Annotated in this window: 14 protein-coding genes; 6 read left to right on the top strand and 8 right to left on the bottom strand. The window is 52.3% G+C overall.

The window, feature by feature from the left end:
• The first annotated feature begins 56 nt into the window (after nt 1-56).
• The 3 genes from ACMYUL_RS00960 to ACMYUL_RS00950 all read left to right on the top strand — a co-directional run bounded on the left by ACMYUL_RS00960 (nt 57) and on the right by ACMYUL_RS00950 (nt 4,023).
• On the top strand, nt 57-1,847 hold the full coding sequence (locus tag ACMYUL_RS00960) for a hypothetical protein (protein WP_415771604.1): 1,791 nt from the start codon (nt 57-59) through the stop codon (nt 1,845-1,847).
• Nucleotides 1,848-1,932: 85 nt separating this feature from the next.
• Nucleotides 1,933-3,549 (top strand): NAD(P)-binding protein, encoded by a 1,617-nt coding sequence (locus ACMYUL_RS00955; RefSeq protein ID WP_415771603.1) that lies wholly within the window; start codon nt 1,933-1,935, stop codon nt 3,547-3,549.
• Between the two features lie 105 nt (nt 3,550-3,654).
• Nucleotides 3,655-4,023, top strand: coding sequence for a hypothetical protein (locus tag ACMYUL_RS00950; RefSeq protein ID WP_070495644.1), 369 nt, complete (start codon nt 3,655-3,657; stop codon nt 4,021-4,023).
• 114 nt (nt 4,024-4,137) lie between these two features.
• Here the strand turns inward: ACMYUL_RS00950 and ACMYUL_RS00945 are convergent, their stop codons facing one another.
• The 7 genes from ACMYUL_RS00945 to plsY all read right to left on the bottom strand — a co-directional run bounded on the left by ACMYUL_RS00945 (nt 4,138) and on the right by plsY (nt 12,224).
• Complete coding sequence (locus ACMYUL_RS00945) at nt 4,138-5,352, bottom strand: beta-ketoacyl-ACP synthase (protein WP_415771600.1); 1,215 nt, start codon at nt 5,350-5,352, stop codon at nt 4,138-4,140.
• Entirely contained in the window at nt 5,352-5,882 is a 531-nt protein-coding gene (locus tag ACMYUL_RS00940; RefSeq protein WP_049230594.1) for a hypothetical protein, read from the bottom strand. Before ACMYUL_RS00940 ends, ACMYUL_RS00945 begins: the two co-directional genes overlap by 1 nt.
• A 265-nt stretch (nt 5,883-6,147) precedes the next feature.
• Nucleotides 6,148-7,389, bottom strand: coding sequence for an NAD(P)/FAD-dependent oxidoreductase (locus tag ACMYUL_RS00935; RefSeq protein WP_415771598.1), 1,242 nt, complete (start codon nt 7,387-7,389; stop codon nt 6,148-6,150).
• A 417-nt stretch (nt 7,390-7,806) separates the two neighbouring features.
• A complete protein-coding gene (gene pncB / locus ACMYUL_RS00930; protein ID WP_342031486.1) occupies nt 7,807-9,030 on the bottom strand; it encodes a nicotinate phosphoribosyltransferase in 1,224 nt (407 codons plus the stop codon).
• 147 nt (nt 9,031-9,177) lie between these two features.
• A complete protein-coding gene (locus tag ACMYUL_RS00925) occupies nt 9,178-9,921 on the bottom strand; it encodes an epoxyqueuosine reductase QueH (protein WP_415771597.1) in 744 nt (247 codons plus the stop codon).
• 76 nt (nt 9,922-9,997) lie between these two features.
• The gene (locus ACMYUL_RS00920; RefSeq protein ID WP_415771595.1) at nt 9,998-11,449 is read right to left on the bottom strand and encodes a patatin-like phospholipase family protein; all 1,452 of its coding nucleotides are present in this window, start codon (nt 11,447-11,449) and stop codon (nt 9,998-10,000) included.
• 163 nt (nt 11,450-11,612) lie between these two features.
• On the bottom strand, nt 11,613-12,224 hold the full coding sequence (plsY, locus tag ACMYUL_RS00915; protein ID WP_342031489.1) for a glycerol-3-phosphate 1-O-acyltransferase PlsY: 612 nt from the start codon (nt 12,222-12,224) through the stop codon (nt 11,613-11,615).
• A 56-nt stretch (nt 12,225-12,280) separates the two neighbouring features.
• Here plsY and folB point away from each other — a divergent pair, with 56 nt between their 5' ends.
• The 3 genes from folB to ACMYUL_RS00900 all read left to right on the top strand — a co-directional run bounded on the left by folB (nt 12,281) and on the right by ACMYUL_RS00900 (nt 14,477).
• Nucleotides 12,281-12,631, top strand: coding sequence for a dihydroneopterin aldolase (gene folB, locus ACMYUL_RS00910; protein WP_342031490.1), 351 nt, complete (start codon nt 12,281-12,283; stop codon nt 12,629-12,631).
• 133 nt (nt 12,632-12,764) lie between these two features.
• On the top strand, nt 12,765-13,298 hold the full coding sequence (locus ACMYUL_RS00905; RefSeq protein ID WP_342031512.1) for an NUDIX hydrolase: 534 nt from the start codon (nt 12,765-12,767) through the stop codon (nt 13,296-13,298).
• 297 nt (nt 13,299-13,595) lie between these two features.
• Nucleotides 13,596-14,477 (top strand): DMT family transporter, encoded by an 882-nt coding sequence (locus ACMYUL_RS00900; protein ID WP_415771592.1) that lies wholly within the window; start codon nt 13,596-13,598, stop codon nt 14,475-14,477.
• A gap of 57 nt (nt 14,478-14,534) precedes the next feature.
• On the opposite strand, the gene ACMYUL_RS00895 is transcribed toward ACMYUL_RS00900, so the two are convergent.
• Nucleotides 14,535-15,382 (bottom strand): IS630 family transposase gene (locus ACMYUL_RS00895; RefSeq protein WP_415771590.1). Its coding sequence is split into 2 segments (ribosomal slippage): nt 14,535-15,067 and nt 15,067-15,382, totalling 849 coding nucleotides; the frame shifts between segments, so codons are not numbered across the junction.
• Nucleotides 15,383-15,417 lie beyond the last annotated feature (35 nt).

The raw sequence follows: 15,417 nt of genomic DNA, 5'->3' as shown, positions 1-15,417 counted from the left end.
GTTTTCAGACGACCCCATTTTTAAATTTTAAAAATATCCTGACCAAGGAACTAACAATGCACTTACGCACTTCTGCCATCCTCGCTTTATCCGCCCTCTCGTTAGGCGCGTGTATCAGTCAGCCAAATTCGGCCCCCATCACGCCTCCCGTCAAAGACCGCGTGTATTATTTCCAGCATCTCGACGAAGCCAAAGCTAAAAAAGAACAATGTTTGAAAGACGACGTGTTTAAGAAGGCGGGCGTTGATATAGAAAACGCCGATGGACGACAAATGATTGCGGCGTATCCCGACGATCTTTTGATGTTGAACCCTGACAACACTGAGTTATTACCCTGTTTCTCCGCATGGACGGCTGTTGACTCCGCAGAACCGCTTCATGAATGGCAGAAAGAAAATGCGGAAAAAGAAGCGCTTAATCAAAAAATTGAAAAGCAAGCCATGCAATTCAAAACCGAATGGGAAAAGAAATATGCCGATGAAGATTGGAACACATTCTATTCCAAGGCTTTACATCAAGAATCCGTCCACTCCATAACTGCCGACAGTTCGTTGGAAGAACAGGCTAAAAGAGAAGCCATAGACCGCATCTTTGCTGATAAGGCGGCGCCGCTTTTGAATGAATTGAAAACAAAAAATATCGAAACACTGACCAAAGAAATCCCGCAAAGCTGCCAGAAGGAAGCTTGGGATCATATTCCTTTGTGTAACGCTTATTATTATGTTTTAAAAGAGAAATTCTCAGAAAAGACATTATTTGAACTTGTGCATATAGAATTAGGATATAGCGACGGCAGGCACATTCCTACGCCCATCTTGACAGCCGCCTACCGCGCCGCCACAGAGGCAGATTGGAAGAACATTGAGAAGACATTAATGTTGGACCATGGCAAACTCGAGGCTGAATACAGAAGATGCTTTAAACAACTTAAGGATAAAGTTGCAGTAACCCAAGTTGACGAATCCGAATACGAAGACTCTTCCTACTATTATGTGTTTGCTCCAGAATGCGCCATTGCGAATCGGGTCATGGAGCAGTTGGAGCTGCCTATAAATTTAAGCAAGGCTGTTGACAGAGAAGTTCTGATAAAACAGATCAAACAAAATTTGAAAAAGAAAGAGGGGGAACGGCCAGAATGGGAGCGGCTGGAAAAATCACCTGAAGTTGCAAAAATCAAAGAAATTTTGGCGCAGAAATATGCCCAAATACCTTGGCAAGACTTCGAAAGTATCATGAAAGAAGACCATTCGCGCATGGTAACTGATGCATTGGGTACGGAAGAGAGGGAGCCGGTATTAATTGACATCGCATTGGGACAGGTACTTGCTGACAAAACCAAGTCTCTAGAGGAAGAGTTGCAGAAAAAAAGTATCGATGAATTGATTGCGGAAGAAGCAGAGCATTGTAGTGGTGGTAAGGCATCAATAAACTGGGTAAAAGGCGTATCGTGCCAGATACATATCCGTGTGCTCTTTAAAAAATTTCAGGATCAGACTGTAGAAGAGCTCTCGATTTCAGAGGCCAAATATGAAGAAGAGTTTCCAAGAATTGGGATGTTTTACAGGTTAGTATTGCAGGAGAAAAAGCAAAAACAGTACAGCGAGTGGATGAAAGACAATGCCAAACGAGAAGCGGTATATAGACAATGTCTCAAAAATATCAGTGGCATCATTCAAGAATCAGACGTTTCAGAAGAGGATAATGGATTTTCGTATGTTTCGCGGGATCCGGTATGTAAAAACATCAAAGGGGCTGTGTTTTTTGATGGGGAACGAATTGATTTTTTCATCGACACCCTGCTTAATAAAAAACGTTTCCAACAAGCATCCGCAGTCAAACAAAATTGATGGAAACATTTCATCAAAAGGTCGTCTGAAACCGTCTTGATGTTTTCAGACGACCTGTCAGAACCATAAACCGACATTCAACTCCATGCCGACACGCCGTCAATTTCTCAGTTACACCGCCGCGCTTGCCGCCGCGTCCTCTTTCTCTTGGCTGACCTACAACCGCCTCAACTGCAAACCGCCGGTTTCCGTCAACCGCGTCGGGCTGCCGTTGGGGCATTTGTTGCGCGACGGGAAATTGCTCAGCCCGCCGACCCGCCGTTACGAATGCAATACGTTGATACTCGGCGGCGGCGCGGCGGGTTTGGGGGCGTTGTGGTATTTGGCGAAACACGGTCATCGCGATGTATTGCTGGCGGAAGGGTTCGAGCGCAACGGCAACAATGCCGCCTACGCCGCTTCAGACGGCCTGCAAGCGCCGAGCGGCGCGCATTATCTTGCCTTGCCGTCGAAAGAGAGCGCGTATGTGCGCGAGATGCTGGCGGATTTTGGTATCTTGCAATCGGACGGCAGTTTCAGGGAAACCGATTTGGTTTACGCGCCCGAGTCGCGCCTTTTTTATCAGGATAAATGGCAGGAACACCTGTTGCCGAAAGAAGATGCGGATTCCAAACGCTTTTTTGGTTTAATCGGTCGTCTGAAAAAGGCTTACGGCAGCGACGGCAAAAAGATTTTTGCCATTCCGATAGCTCTGTCTTCGGCAGACGAAACGTGGCGCAAACTTGATAGCCTGACGTTCAAACAATGGCTTGCGCAAGAGGGCTACACCTCGCCCGAACTCTTGTGGTATCTCGATTACTGCTGTCGCGACGATTACGGGCAGGGCATAGCACAAGTATCCGCTTTTGCCGGACTGCATTACTTCGCCGCCCGCAACAGCGCGGAAACCGTCCTGACCTGGCCCGAAGGTCTGGCGCACCTTTCTGAAAACCTGCGCCGCCATGCCGGTTTGCAGGAAGGTTGGCAATGGTCGTCTGAAAACCGCATCCGCCTCGACAAACCCGCTTCCGTCAACGCATCCGCCGTCAAAATCAAGCCCCTTTCAGACGACCGTATCGAAGTTTGGCTGCGCGACAATTCAAGCGGCGAAACCGTCGCCCTGACCGCGCAACACGTTATTTCCGCCATGCCGCTGATGGTCGCCGCCCGCATTGTCGAAAATCCCGCGCAATACAGTTTGAACATTCCCGAATACGCCCCGTGGTTGGTCGCCAATTTCGAGCTGCACAGCTTTCCGAAAGAAAAAAACAACAGCGAAACCGCATGGGATAACGTCATCTACGGCACTCAAGGACTCGGCTACGTCGTTGCCACCAACCAATTCATCCGCGTCGCCCGCCCCGAACGCACCATCTTCACCGCCTACGCCGCACTCAACCACGACACCCCGCAAGCCGTCCGCCGCCAACTGCTCGACGCCTCCGATGAAGCACTACGCCACTTGGCAGCCAAAGACTTGATCGCCGCCTACGGAGAAGGCTTCTGGCAACACGTTTCCCACGTTGATGTTACAGTTCGCGGACACGGCATGAGTGTACCGAAAGTCGGGTATCTGAACGAAGAATCTTTGTTAAAAATCAGAAACCGGGCGTCAGGCTTGCTGTTTGCCCACAGCGATTTGAGCGGCTATTCGGTATTCGAAGAAGCTTTATATTGGGGCGTGGAAGCGGCTAGGAAGGTGTTGGAACGGAGGGATGGTTGATTTTTATGTTGATTGGATTATTTTTCGTCTCGCCTAGCGCGGATGCCAAATAATCAGTGCTATAATCCCGCTTCGTTTGAATATTTAAATCTCAAAGGAAACCGTATGAAATCTCTGAGTTTTTCCCTGATGCTTGCTTTGGGCTTGGGCAGCACTGCCTTTGCCTATGCGGAAAAAAGTTTGCCCCTCAATGAAACGGGCTGTATCGACCAACCGCTGAAGGTCAAACGCGGCGAGGTGTACAGCTTTAAGGTGACGGAAGGCAATGGTTTGATGCTTTCATTCGCGCCCGTCAGCCCTAATGTGGTCGTGAAAGACCCGAAAGGCAAACGCGTTGCTTTGGAAGTGGGCGCGGACGGCGATACGCCTGAAGACCGCTTCAGCTTTGCCGAAATCGACCAAAAAGGACGCTACACCATCCGCTTCCCGCGCGCGGGCAAGATTGATTCTTTGTGCGTCAACGCAGCCAATTAAGGTAAATATCAAGCCGCATCATATTTGAGCGGGTTTGTTTGCGGTAATGAAAAAGGTCGTCTGAAAACTGTTTTCAGACGACCTTTTTATCGTTGAGGCAGAGCCGGAAGCGATTTATTCGGCTGATTCCCCGATAATCAATACTGCATTGCTGCCGCCGAAGGCGAAAGACGAGCTAGCGACGATGCGTTTTTCAGACGACCATACGCTGTTGCCGTCGGTCAGGGCAATGGCGGGCAGTTCGGGATCGGGGATACCGTCCCACTGTTGCGGTGGCAGTTTGCCTTCAGGGTTGCAGCCGCGGTCGGCGATGCCCCAAGCGAATGCGGCTTCGATGGCACCGGCGGCGCCGAGCGTGTGTCCGGTTTGCGGCTTGGTCGAAGTGCAGAAGGTTTGGCTGCCGAACACGTCGGCGACGGCGCGGCTTTCCATGCTGTCGTTGTGTTTCGTGCCGGTGCCGTGCAGGTTGATCCAACCGATGTCTTGCGGCTGCAAACCGGCATTGTTCAGCGCTGCCTGAAAAGACTGCGCCGCTCCCAAACCGTCGGGGCGGGGCGAGGACATATGATAAGCGTCGCTGCTTGCGCCGTAGCCCAACAGCTGCATCGTGCCGCCGAAATCGGCATCGCGGGTCATGACGAAGGCTGAGGCGGCTTCGCCAATATTGATACCGTTGCGGTTAGCGGAAAACGGGTTGGCGAGGTCGTCTGAAAGCACTTCCAGCGAAGCGAAACCGTTGATGGTCAACGGCGAGAGGGTATCGACACCGCCACAAATGACCGCGTCGCACAAACCCGCACGCAACAGCCGAGCCGCGCTGATTAAGGCGCGCGCGCCCGATGTGCAGGCGGTGGAAACGGCGTAACACAGACCGTGAATGCCGTAAACGTGTGCAACAAATTCCGAAGGCGATGCCATTTCGTGTTGAAGCTGGTTGAATGGTTTGTCCGTCCAGCTGCCGCCGTCGGCAACGTGTTGGAACAAGGGCATATTTTCATCTGCGCCGCTGGTGGATGTACCCATGATGACGGCGGTCCGCGCTGCGCCGTAACGGCGGACGGCGGCATGGATGTCGTCTTCAATCTGTTCCAACGCGTGCCACAGCAGTTGGTTGTTGCGGCTGCGGTATGCGGCGGGCAGATTGTCGGGCAGCGGGCGCAGCGTTTCGCTTACCGCGCCGAATGCGAAGTTTTTGCCTTTGACCCATTGGTCGGAAAACGTCAGCGGCGAAGTTTCAGACGGCGCCAGCAGCGCGTCGATATGGGTTTGCAGGCCGCTGCCGAGCGCGCTGGTTACGGCGGGGCGGCTGAGGTAAACAGGGGATTTCATTATTCTTCTTCTTTGATCGGGCTGACGGTCCAACGGGTTTTGTCGGGGAAGGCAATCACGAAACGTCCGTTATCTTGTGCGACGCACCATAAATCTTGTTCTTTATAACGGAATACCGCGCCGTTGCCGTCAGGGCAGAATGTGTTGTGTTCGGATGTTTTTTGTTCCACTTCGGGATACAGCTCGGCGGCGCGGTCGGCGGCAAGCAGCGGCAGCAGCGCGGCAAACAGGCGGCGCGAAGCGGAATTGGGCATGATGAAGCCGTCGTTTTTCCAGCCTTTTGTGCTGACAAACTGGCGCGATACGGGCGCACCCAGTGCGTCGGTCTGCACAAAGCGTATGCCCTCCGGCAACTGTTCAACCGCCAGCAGGCTGGTTTGGGCGGCATTGCCCGAAGCATCGGTCTGCTCAAGCTTGAACCACAAACCCGATTGCTCAAGCGTCGGCAGAGTTTGCGGATGAGGCAGGGAAGGGGAAAGGGCGCAGGCACTAAGGGTCAGCGCAGCAAGGGCTAGGCTTGGAAATCGCATGGGGTTCCTTTGTCGGTGCGGAGTAAGGAAGTATTGTAACCGATGTCGGACAGTATTTCAGACGACCTTTTCAGGGGTCGTCTGAAAATGTATAGTGGATTAAATTTAAATCAGGACAAGGCGACGAAGCCGCAGACAGTACAGATAGTACGGCAAGGCAACGCCTACTGGTTTAAAGTTAATCCACTATAAAACAGCTTGCCCCAGTGGACAACGATTGGCGCACTGGGGCGGAAGCGGTTGCGAGAGGGCGTCGGTTGCCCCTTTATTCGATTTTCAGGTCGCCGACCAAAGCCGCCAGTGTGGACAGGCGTTGTTCGGATTTTGCCACGAACGGATTCTCGGTATCCCATGCGTAGCCTGCCAAAATGGAAGAAATCATGCGGCTGATTTCAGGGCTGCGGTTGGGCGCGTACACGACGTTTTGGAAGCGGAAATCGTACCAGCCGTCGACGTAGGTGCGGAACGCGTTCACACCGATCATCAGCGGTTTGGCAAATTCGGCATCCCAGTCTACCGCACCGCCTTCAAGCTGTTTTGCCAACAGGTCGGCGGCGAGTTTGGCGGAGTGCAGCGCGATGGTTACGCCTGATGAGAACACGGGGTCGAGGAACTCGGCGGCATTGCCCAACAGCGCGAAATGTTTGCCGTGCAGCGATTTGACGTTGGCGGAATAGCCTTGGATGGAGCGGAACGGGAAGTCGTTTTCCCAGACGGCTTTGTCCAGAATTTCTTTCAGCATCGGGCATTCGTAGACAAATTTTTTCAACACCGTTTCCGATTCGCCCGCGAGTACGTCGGGCGTGCCGACTACGCCGATGGAGCAGCGGTTGTCGCCGAAGGGAATCAGCCAAATCCACACGTCGCGGTGTTGCGGGTGGGTGGTAATCAGGATTTTGCTGCGGTCGAATTTCGGGTTGGTGATGTTGTCGTCGATATGCGTGAAATGCGCTTGACGCGGCGGCAGGTGCGACGGTGTTTCCAAGTCCAGCAGGCGCGGCAGCACGCGGCCGTAGCCGCTGGCGTCCAATACGAATTTCGCGGTCAGCTCGTAGCTCTCGCCCGTGTCGGCTTCCACGCTCAAACGGGCAAAGTCGCCGCTGTTGTCGAACGCGGTCACGCCGTGTCCGAAACGTACTTCTACGCCTTGTTTGGCGGCTTCGTCAATCAGGATTTTGTCGAAAATACCGCGGCGCACTTGGTAAACCGTGCCGGGGCCGTCTGAAAATTTATCGGTAAAATCAAATTCGGTATAACGGCTGCCCCATGAAAACGTCGCGCCGTTTTTAAACTGAAAGCTGGGTTCGGCGTGTACGGCGTCGGCAAAACCGGCTTCTTCCAGCATTTCCATGCAGTGCGGCAGCAGGCTTTCGCCGATGACGAAGCGCGGGAAGTGCTGTTTTTCCAACACGCAGACTTTATAACCTTTTTTGTGAAGCAGGGCGGATGCTACCGAGCCTGCAGGACCTGCGCCGATGACGGCGACGTCGAATTGAGGTGCGGACATTTAAATATACTTTCAAAACATAACAAAATAAAACGGTGGCTATTTTACTCCTTAATAGACATATCTGAAATGAATTTTAAATGCAACATTATGACTCAAATGAAATGGTTGCATAAACGACAACAGCCCTATATCAGGATAGGGCGGATTGCGGCTTGGAATGGATGGTTTTGTTGTCAATTTGTCTGATATAGTGGATTAACTTTAAACCAGTACGGCAGTACGGCGTTGCCTCGCCTTAGCTCAAAGAGAACGATTCTCTAAGGTGCTGAAGCACCAAGTGAATCGGTTCCGTACTATCTGTACTGTCTGCGGCTTCGTCGCCTTGTCCTGATTTTTGTTAATCCACTATAAAAAAGGTCGTCTGAAAACCTTGAATCAAGGTTTTCAGACGACCTCTTGCCGTTTTTCAATTAATCACTCCTCTGCCTTCGGCTCGGGAACGTCAAACACCTGACGCAGGTAGGCGAGGAAGGTGTTGTTGGTGGTCATCGTTTTGCCCGGGGAGTCGGAGAGTTTGGCGACGGACTGACCGTTGCACTCGACAAGTTTCAAAACGATGTTCAGCGGGGTATGACCCATGTCGTTGGTAAGGTTTGTGCCGATACCAAAGCTGGTTTTGAAACGGTCTTTGAAATATTGGTGCAACGCCCATGAGCGTTCGATGTCCAGACCGTCGGAGAAGGTCAGCATTTTGGTGCGGCTGTCGATTTTGAGTTTTTTATAGTGCGCATGCGCTTTGTCGCCCCATACATAAGGGTCGCCGCTGTCGTGGCGCAGACCGTCGAAAAGTTTAGCGAAATAGAGATCGAAGTCGCGCAGGAAGGCGTCCATGCCGACCACGTCGGTCAGTGCGATACCGAGGTCGCCGCGGTATTCGTGTACCCAACTTTCGAGGGCGGCTTTTTGGAAATTGCGCAGGCGTACGTCAAGGGCTTGGAAGGCTTGGAGGAACTCGTGTGCCATTGTGCCGATGGGGGTGATGCCGATTTTTTTGGCGAGATAAACGTTGCTGGTACCGCGCACGATGTCGGGGGCGGCTTCAAGCAGGGTGCGGATGACGTGTTCCTGCCAGTCGAGGGTGTAGCGGCGGCGGGTGCCGAAGTCGGAGATGAGGAACGGCGGATCGTCGGGGTTTTGCGCGGCGGAGATTTCTTTGAGGCGTTGCGCTTTGGCTTGGAGGCGGCGTTCGCCTTCTTCGATGACGGCGGGGGTTTCGAGACGGCGGAAGTAGAGTTCGTTGACGATGGCGAGGATGAAGATTTCAAAGAACATCGCCTGAATCATGGGGCCTTCGATGCGGATATTCAGACGACCTTCTAAATCGGGGCTGACTTTGACGAAGCGGCGTTGAAGCTGGAAGAGTTCGAGATAGTCGACAAAGTCGCTTTTGATGAAGCGCAGGCTGCGCAGGTAGTCGAGTTCGTCGTGGGTGAAGCGCAGTTGGCAGAGCGCGTCGAGTTCTCGTTCCAAGTCGCTTTGGATGTCGGCAAGCGGGTAAACCATGTCTTTGTTGCGACAGCGGAACTCATAAAGGCTGTGGGTTTGGGGGAATTGGTGCAGTATCACCTGAAGCATGGTGAACTTGTACAGGTCGGTGTCGAGCAGGGAGCGGATAACGGGCGTTTGAGGTGCGGTCATGGCTTTTCTCTCGTTCAGCGTAAATGTAAAGCATTATTAGAACACGGTTAGACGGGCGGGTGTTACTTTTTTTGAATGGGTAAATGCTGAAAAGGTCGTCTGAAAATCTTTCAGACGACCTTTTTCTTCATATAAAACCGATATCAATTATTTGTCCACAACGATTTTGGCTGTCTGTTCGTCAGGCGAGGGTTCGTATTGTGTGGATTCGTCGCCGTAATACAGTACGCCGAGTTTGATGGGGATGCGGCCTTGCGATTTGCGGTGGGCGTTGGAGTCGCGCAGGGAGTAGGCGCAGCCGCAGTATTCTTGTTGGTAGAAGTGTTCGCGTTTGCTGATTTCGATCATGCGCGCGCTGCCGCCGCCTTTGCGCCAGTTGAAATCCCAATAGACGACGTCGTCGTAGGGTGCGGCGGCGCGGTGGCCGCAGTCGTTGATTTGCGCCATGTTTTTCCAGCGGGAAATGCCCAGCGAGCTGGTGAAGACGGGGAAGCCGTTTTCGTGGGCGTATTGGGCGGCTTTTTCGAAACGCATGTCGAAACACATGGTGCAGCGGATGCCGCGTTCGGGTTCGAATTCCATGCCTTTGGCTTTGGCAAACCATTCTTTGCGGTCGTTTTCGTAGTCGTCGTCTTTGTCGATGAAGGGGATGCCGAATTTGTCGGCGAAGCGCATGTTTTCTTCTTTGCGCAACATGTATTCTTTGAGCGGGTGGATGTTGGGGTTGTAGAAGTAGATGGTGTAGTCGATGCCGCTGGCGAGCATGGCTTCCATCACTTCGCCGCTGCACGGGGCGCAGCAGGAATGCAAGAGGACTTTTTTATTGCCGCCGGGCGGGACGAGGACGGGGCGGTTGATGTCGGTAACGATGGGGCTGTTTTTGTCGTTCATGATTGGGGTGTTCCGTTTTGGTGTTTCAGACGACCTCTTGGGTTTTATGGGTCGTCTGAAAATGGTTGTGGTATGGTTATTCGATGGGTTTGTTTTGTTTTTTGGCTGCTTTGCCGTCTTTGGGATCGGGTGGCGGCGGCTCGGCGAAGATGGTTTCGGGGTTGGGGTGTGCGGCAAATTCTTGCAGCAGTTTTTGGTAGTCTTGGGACTGTTTCATCAGCTCGGCTGCGGCGGTTCGCAGGTTGTCCACGTCTTCGGGCGGGAGGTAGAAGCTGGTGGGAATGTTTAACACTTTGTCACGCAACGCGGACGGCGGCAGGTCTTTGAGGTTGAGGCTGACGAAGGAGAAGCTGATTCCGTCGCCGCTTTGTTGGTTGGCTTCGTTACGTTGATCGACAAAGGCGCGGAAGCGGCGCAGGGATTCTTGGGTGTATTGGTCGATGGGGATGTTGACGATGGCGGTAACGACGTCGCGGAATCCGGGTACGGCTGCGGTTTTGTCCATATTGCTGCTGATTTGGTTTTGGGCGTTGACGCTGATGACGACGATGTGGCGCAGGTTGCGGCTGCGGATTTGTTGTTCCAACACTTTGTCGGGATAGATTTCGGTCATGTCCAAAAGGCTGCGCATGCCGAGGTTGTCGGTCAGCCCGCCGTCTATCAGGTGGATGTAAGGGCGGGTTTTGCTGTCGCTGTATTTGTTGAACCTGTTTTTAAACTCTTGATAAGTGGCGTTTTGCTGCTTTTGGGACTCAAGGCCGGTCATTTGCAGCTGCGGCGGCAGGATGTAGCCGCAGTTGCCGCCGTTGTTGTTGAGGGTAATCGGAGCGAACACCATAGGCACGGAGCTAGAGGCGGCAACGGCGCGGGCAAGGCGCAAACCGCCCAAGTCGAGACACATGGGGTCGAAGTATTCTTGCGTGAAGTTCAGGCGTTCGCCCGCGCCCATGTCGGTGGCGGAAATGATGGCGAACGGGCCTTTGCCGTATTTTTCCAAATCGCGGAAGGTGGCTTTACCGAAAAGGTGGTTTTCAAACTGCTCCTGCAAGAGGTCGCCGCGTCCGTATTCGGGCGAGGCAAGGCGGGGCAGGTTGGTCATGGAGAAGGCTTGTTTGACGACTTGGCGTTGGAAGTTTTGGTGAAGGAAACGCTTGTAAAACATGGGGATGGTTTCTTCGCCTTTGAGCGCGAAGTAGGCGGCGAGGACGGAGCCGCCGGATACGCCGACCACCAAATCGACATTGGACATCAGCGATTTGCTTTTGCCGCCGATGGTAACTTTTTGCTGCTGAAGCTGTTCCAACACGCCGTAGCCCAACGCCGCCGCGCGCGTGCCGTCGCCGGAGAGCATCAGGATGATGAAGGTGTCGTCTTCTTCGCGCCGAAACTGGCTGGTTTCAAAACGATAGCCTTGGTTCATATCAATTTTATTGATGGTGGCGACAGGCTGATACTTGACCAGCGAGCAGGCAGACAGCGCGGCCAAAGTAAAGGCGGTCAGGACGGTTTTGAACGAGCGTTTCGGCATGGAAGTTCGGCTGTGAAACAAAAGAGCTTGATTATAATGGATTAAATCGGTTTTCGATACCTGCCGGCAGGTTAAGGGCATGCCGCAGCGTAGATTGAAAGGTTTTCAGACGACCTTGGTTCATTCCGCAATCGGACAGGTCGTCTGAAAAATAAAATCAGGTTTAAGGTTTGTCCGCCTTGTCTCCGATTTTGCCTTCTTTGCCTTGAAGCAGGTTTTGGATATTGCTTTTATGGCGGTACAACACCAGCACGGCGATGACGACGGTCGCCCAAGCCCAAGAAGGGTAAGGCATCAGCCAAAAGGCGACGAGTGGCGCGGCTACGGTGGCAGCGAGTGCGGCGAGCGAGGACACTTTAAAGCCGAACGCCATCACCAGCCAAATCGCCGCGCAAACCAAAGCCATTGCGGGAGAAAGCGCCAGCAATACGCCCAAAGCAGTTGCCACACCCTTGCCGCCTTTAAAGCCGAAAAACAGCGGCCACATATGTCCGACCAGTGCAGCTACGGCAACTGCGGCTATGGCGATGTCCGACAGATTCAAAGCATCTTGCAGACAGCGTGCCAAAATCACCGCCACCAAACCTTTGAGCGCGTCGCCCAGCAAAGTCAGCGCCGCCGCTTTTTTCTTGCCGCTGCGCAAAACATTGGTCGCGCCAGGGTTGCCCGAGCCGTAAGTGCGCGGATCGTCCATGCCGTAATATTTGGAAACAATGACGGCAAACGACAGCGAACCGATTAAATAAGCCGCGATAACGGCGGATACATTGAACATTTCAGATGCTTTACTTAAAATGGGACGCTCATTTTATCAAAAAAACAGGCAGGCAAATGGACAAAATCTTTTTACGCGGCATGAAGGCGGACACCTTAATCGGCGTGTACGACTGGGAACGCGAACGCCCCCAAACCCTGATTTTGGATTTGGACATCGGCATCCCCGAACAAAGCGGCCAAGACGACCACATCGGCAATACCGTCCACTACGGCGAAGTCTGCGAAGCCGTCAGGGCAAGCCTTGCCGAACAAAGTTTCCTTTTGCTCGAATCATTGGCGGAACACATCGCCAAGCTGATTCTCGACAATTTCAGCGCGTTGAGTGTACGCGTCAGAATCATCAAGCCCGGCATCCTGCCCGATGTCAAAGAAGTCGGCATTGAAATCGAACGCAGCAAGGTTTAAAAACGACAAAATCGTTTTGGCAAAACCCGCTTCGCTCGTTTCAGACGACCTTCTTGACACAATAAGGTCGTCTGAAACCCATTCCCGATTTTCAGACAACCCCGTACCACAATTTAATAAAGAGAACACGCAAATGGATTTGAAAGAAACCAAACTCAGCAGCGAATCAATTTACCAAGGCTCATTTGTTACCATCAACCGCGACAAAGTCCGCCTGCCCAACGGCAACGAAAGCCAGCGCATCGTCATCCGCCATCCTGGCGCGGCCTGCGTTTTGGCGGTTACCGAAGAGGGCAAAGCCGTACTCGTGCGCCAATGGCGTTACGCCGCAGACGCTGCCACGCTCGAGCTGCCCGCCGGCAAACTCGATGCAGGCGAAGACCCCGCCGAATGCGCCCTGCGCGAGCTGGCGGAAGAAACCCCGTACACCGCCGACCGCGTCAAACTCATCAGCAGCTTCTACACTGCCATCGGCTTCTGCGACGAAAAAATGTACTTCTACCAAGCAGAAGGCGTGCGCCTCGGCAGCACTCTGAGCAACGACGAAGACGAAATCACCGAAACCGTCCTGATGAGCAAGGAAGAAGCCCGCACCGCTTTGGCACACAACGAAATCAAAGACGGCAAAACCCTAATCGGCCTGCAATATTGGCTGATGCAGGATTGATGTGAAAAGGATGTAAAAAGGTCGTCTGAAAAGCAGGTTGCACGTTTTCAGACGACCTTTCTGCAAACCGGCTGTATAGCAATACCCATAAAACCGACGGATTTCAAATCCGCCTTATATAGTGGATTAAATTTAAATCAGGACAAGGCGACGAAGCCGCAGACAGTACAGATAGTACGGAACCGATTCACTTGGTGCTTCAGCACCTTAGAGAATCGTTCTCTTTGAGCTAAGGCGAGGCAACGCCGTACTGGTTTAAAGTTAATCCACTATAAAACAAAGAGAATAGAGAACGTTATGAATAAGCCGCATCATTCGCATGCCGCCCCTTTGCTGGTCGTCGGCTGCGTCGTTTTCGGATTAGGCAGCTTGATTGTCAAGTTTGTCGAAATCGGCTCTTACGCCATCGCATTTTGGCGGCTGGCGATAGCGGCGGTGATTTTCTGGCTGCTGTCGCGCCTCTTTGGGCAAAAGCTGCCCAAAAGCAGAAAAGCCATCTACACCGCCATGCTCTCCGGCGTGTTTCTGGCATTTGACCTGTCGCTGTGGCACGAAAGCATACATGCCGTCGGTCCCGGTATTTCCACCTTGCTCAACAGCTTGCAGATATTTTTCCTCTCCGCCATCGGTTTCTTCTTTTTCGGCGAACGCTTGAGCAAATCGCAAATGTTCAGTCTCATTCTCGCCATCAGCGGCGTCGCCCTTATCGGCAGTCCTGAGTTTGGACACAACGGCAACGCCGTCTGGGGCTTTATCAGCGGCATCACTTCGGGCGGGATGCTTGCATTGTCTATGGTGTGTATCCACAAAACCCACCAAATCGAGAAAACCTCCCTGTTCCCCATGATGATGATTTTGAGCTTTGGCGGCGCGTTATCCCTCATCATCCCGTCCATACTGTTTGACAGCCACGCCCTCTATCCCGCCACCATGCGCGATATCGGACTGGTATTGATTTACGGCGCAGTGATGCAGTGTTTCGCATGGGGCATGATAGCCTACGCCATTCCCTTATTGTCATTCTCGCTGACCGGACTGCTGCTGCTCTCCGAGCCTGTCGCCGCTTTGTTGATAGACTATTTTTGGTTGGATAAACCGATTAACGCCCACCAATGGAGCGGCGCCGTGTTGACCCTGATTGCTATTTACTTAGGGCGTGCCAACGAGAAAAATGCTTGATGTTGCCTTGCCGGCACAAACGGATGCAATGCCTTGCTGTTATTCGAGTAGGTATAGTCAATTAAAATTAAAATAGGACAGTAACGCATCGTCAAATCGGGCGTAATCAGACAATACGGTTCGCAGATACCGCTTAATATTCGCCCACACCTTCTCAATCGGGTTGAGCTCAGGTGAATAAGGTGCAAGAGGCAATACCTTATGTCCCCATTTTTCCGCCATTTCCCGTAAGACACCCATACGGTGAAATCGCGCATTATCTAAAATAATCACCGATTTTTGAGTCAATGCGGGCAGTAGGCATTGCTGAAACCACGCTTCAAAAAAGACTCCGGTCATCGTATTTTGATAAACCATCGGAGCAATCAGCCGGTTGCCGACTTGTGCGGACACCAGAGATAAGCGTCGGTATCTTTTCCCACTTATCTGCGCTTTCACTATTTGCCCTTTCAGGCTGCGGGCATAGGGGCGGAACAGGTAGCGGTCAAATCCTGTTTCATCCAAATAAACACGTTGGTAGTCGGAAAATTCGGCCGGCTGTGTCAAATAATGCGTTACTTTGGCCGGGTCTTGTTCTTTGTAAGTGGTGGTCTTTTTTTGCGCGTCATCCCCATCTGTTTGAGTGCATAGCAAACGGCGGCTGCCGTACAATCAAAATGTTTGGCGATTTCATGCAGATAGGCATCCGGGTGTTGCCCAACATATTGAGCCGGTTTTTGCCTATCCAATTTGACGGCATTTAGACCGGTAACTTGATGTTTTAGGCTGCCTGTTTGTTTTTTAAGGCGAATCCACAGGTAAAGCGTGTTTCTTGACAAGTTAAACGTCGCTGCGGTTTGGCTGATGTTTTTGCATTGTTCGTAATAGTTTAAAGCTTTGTTTCTTAAGTCCGCAGAGTATGCCATGGTTAGACCTTAAAAGTTGAGTATTGTACTATTTT

Source organism: Neisseria sp. CP9, from assembly GCF_047758525.1.
Classification (GTDB): domain Bacteria; phylum Pseudomonadota; class Gammaproteobacteria; order Burkholderiales; family Neisseriaceae; genus Neisseria.
This window is presented reverse-complemented; position numbering and strand designations above follow the sequence as displayed.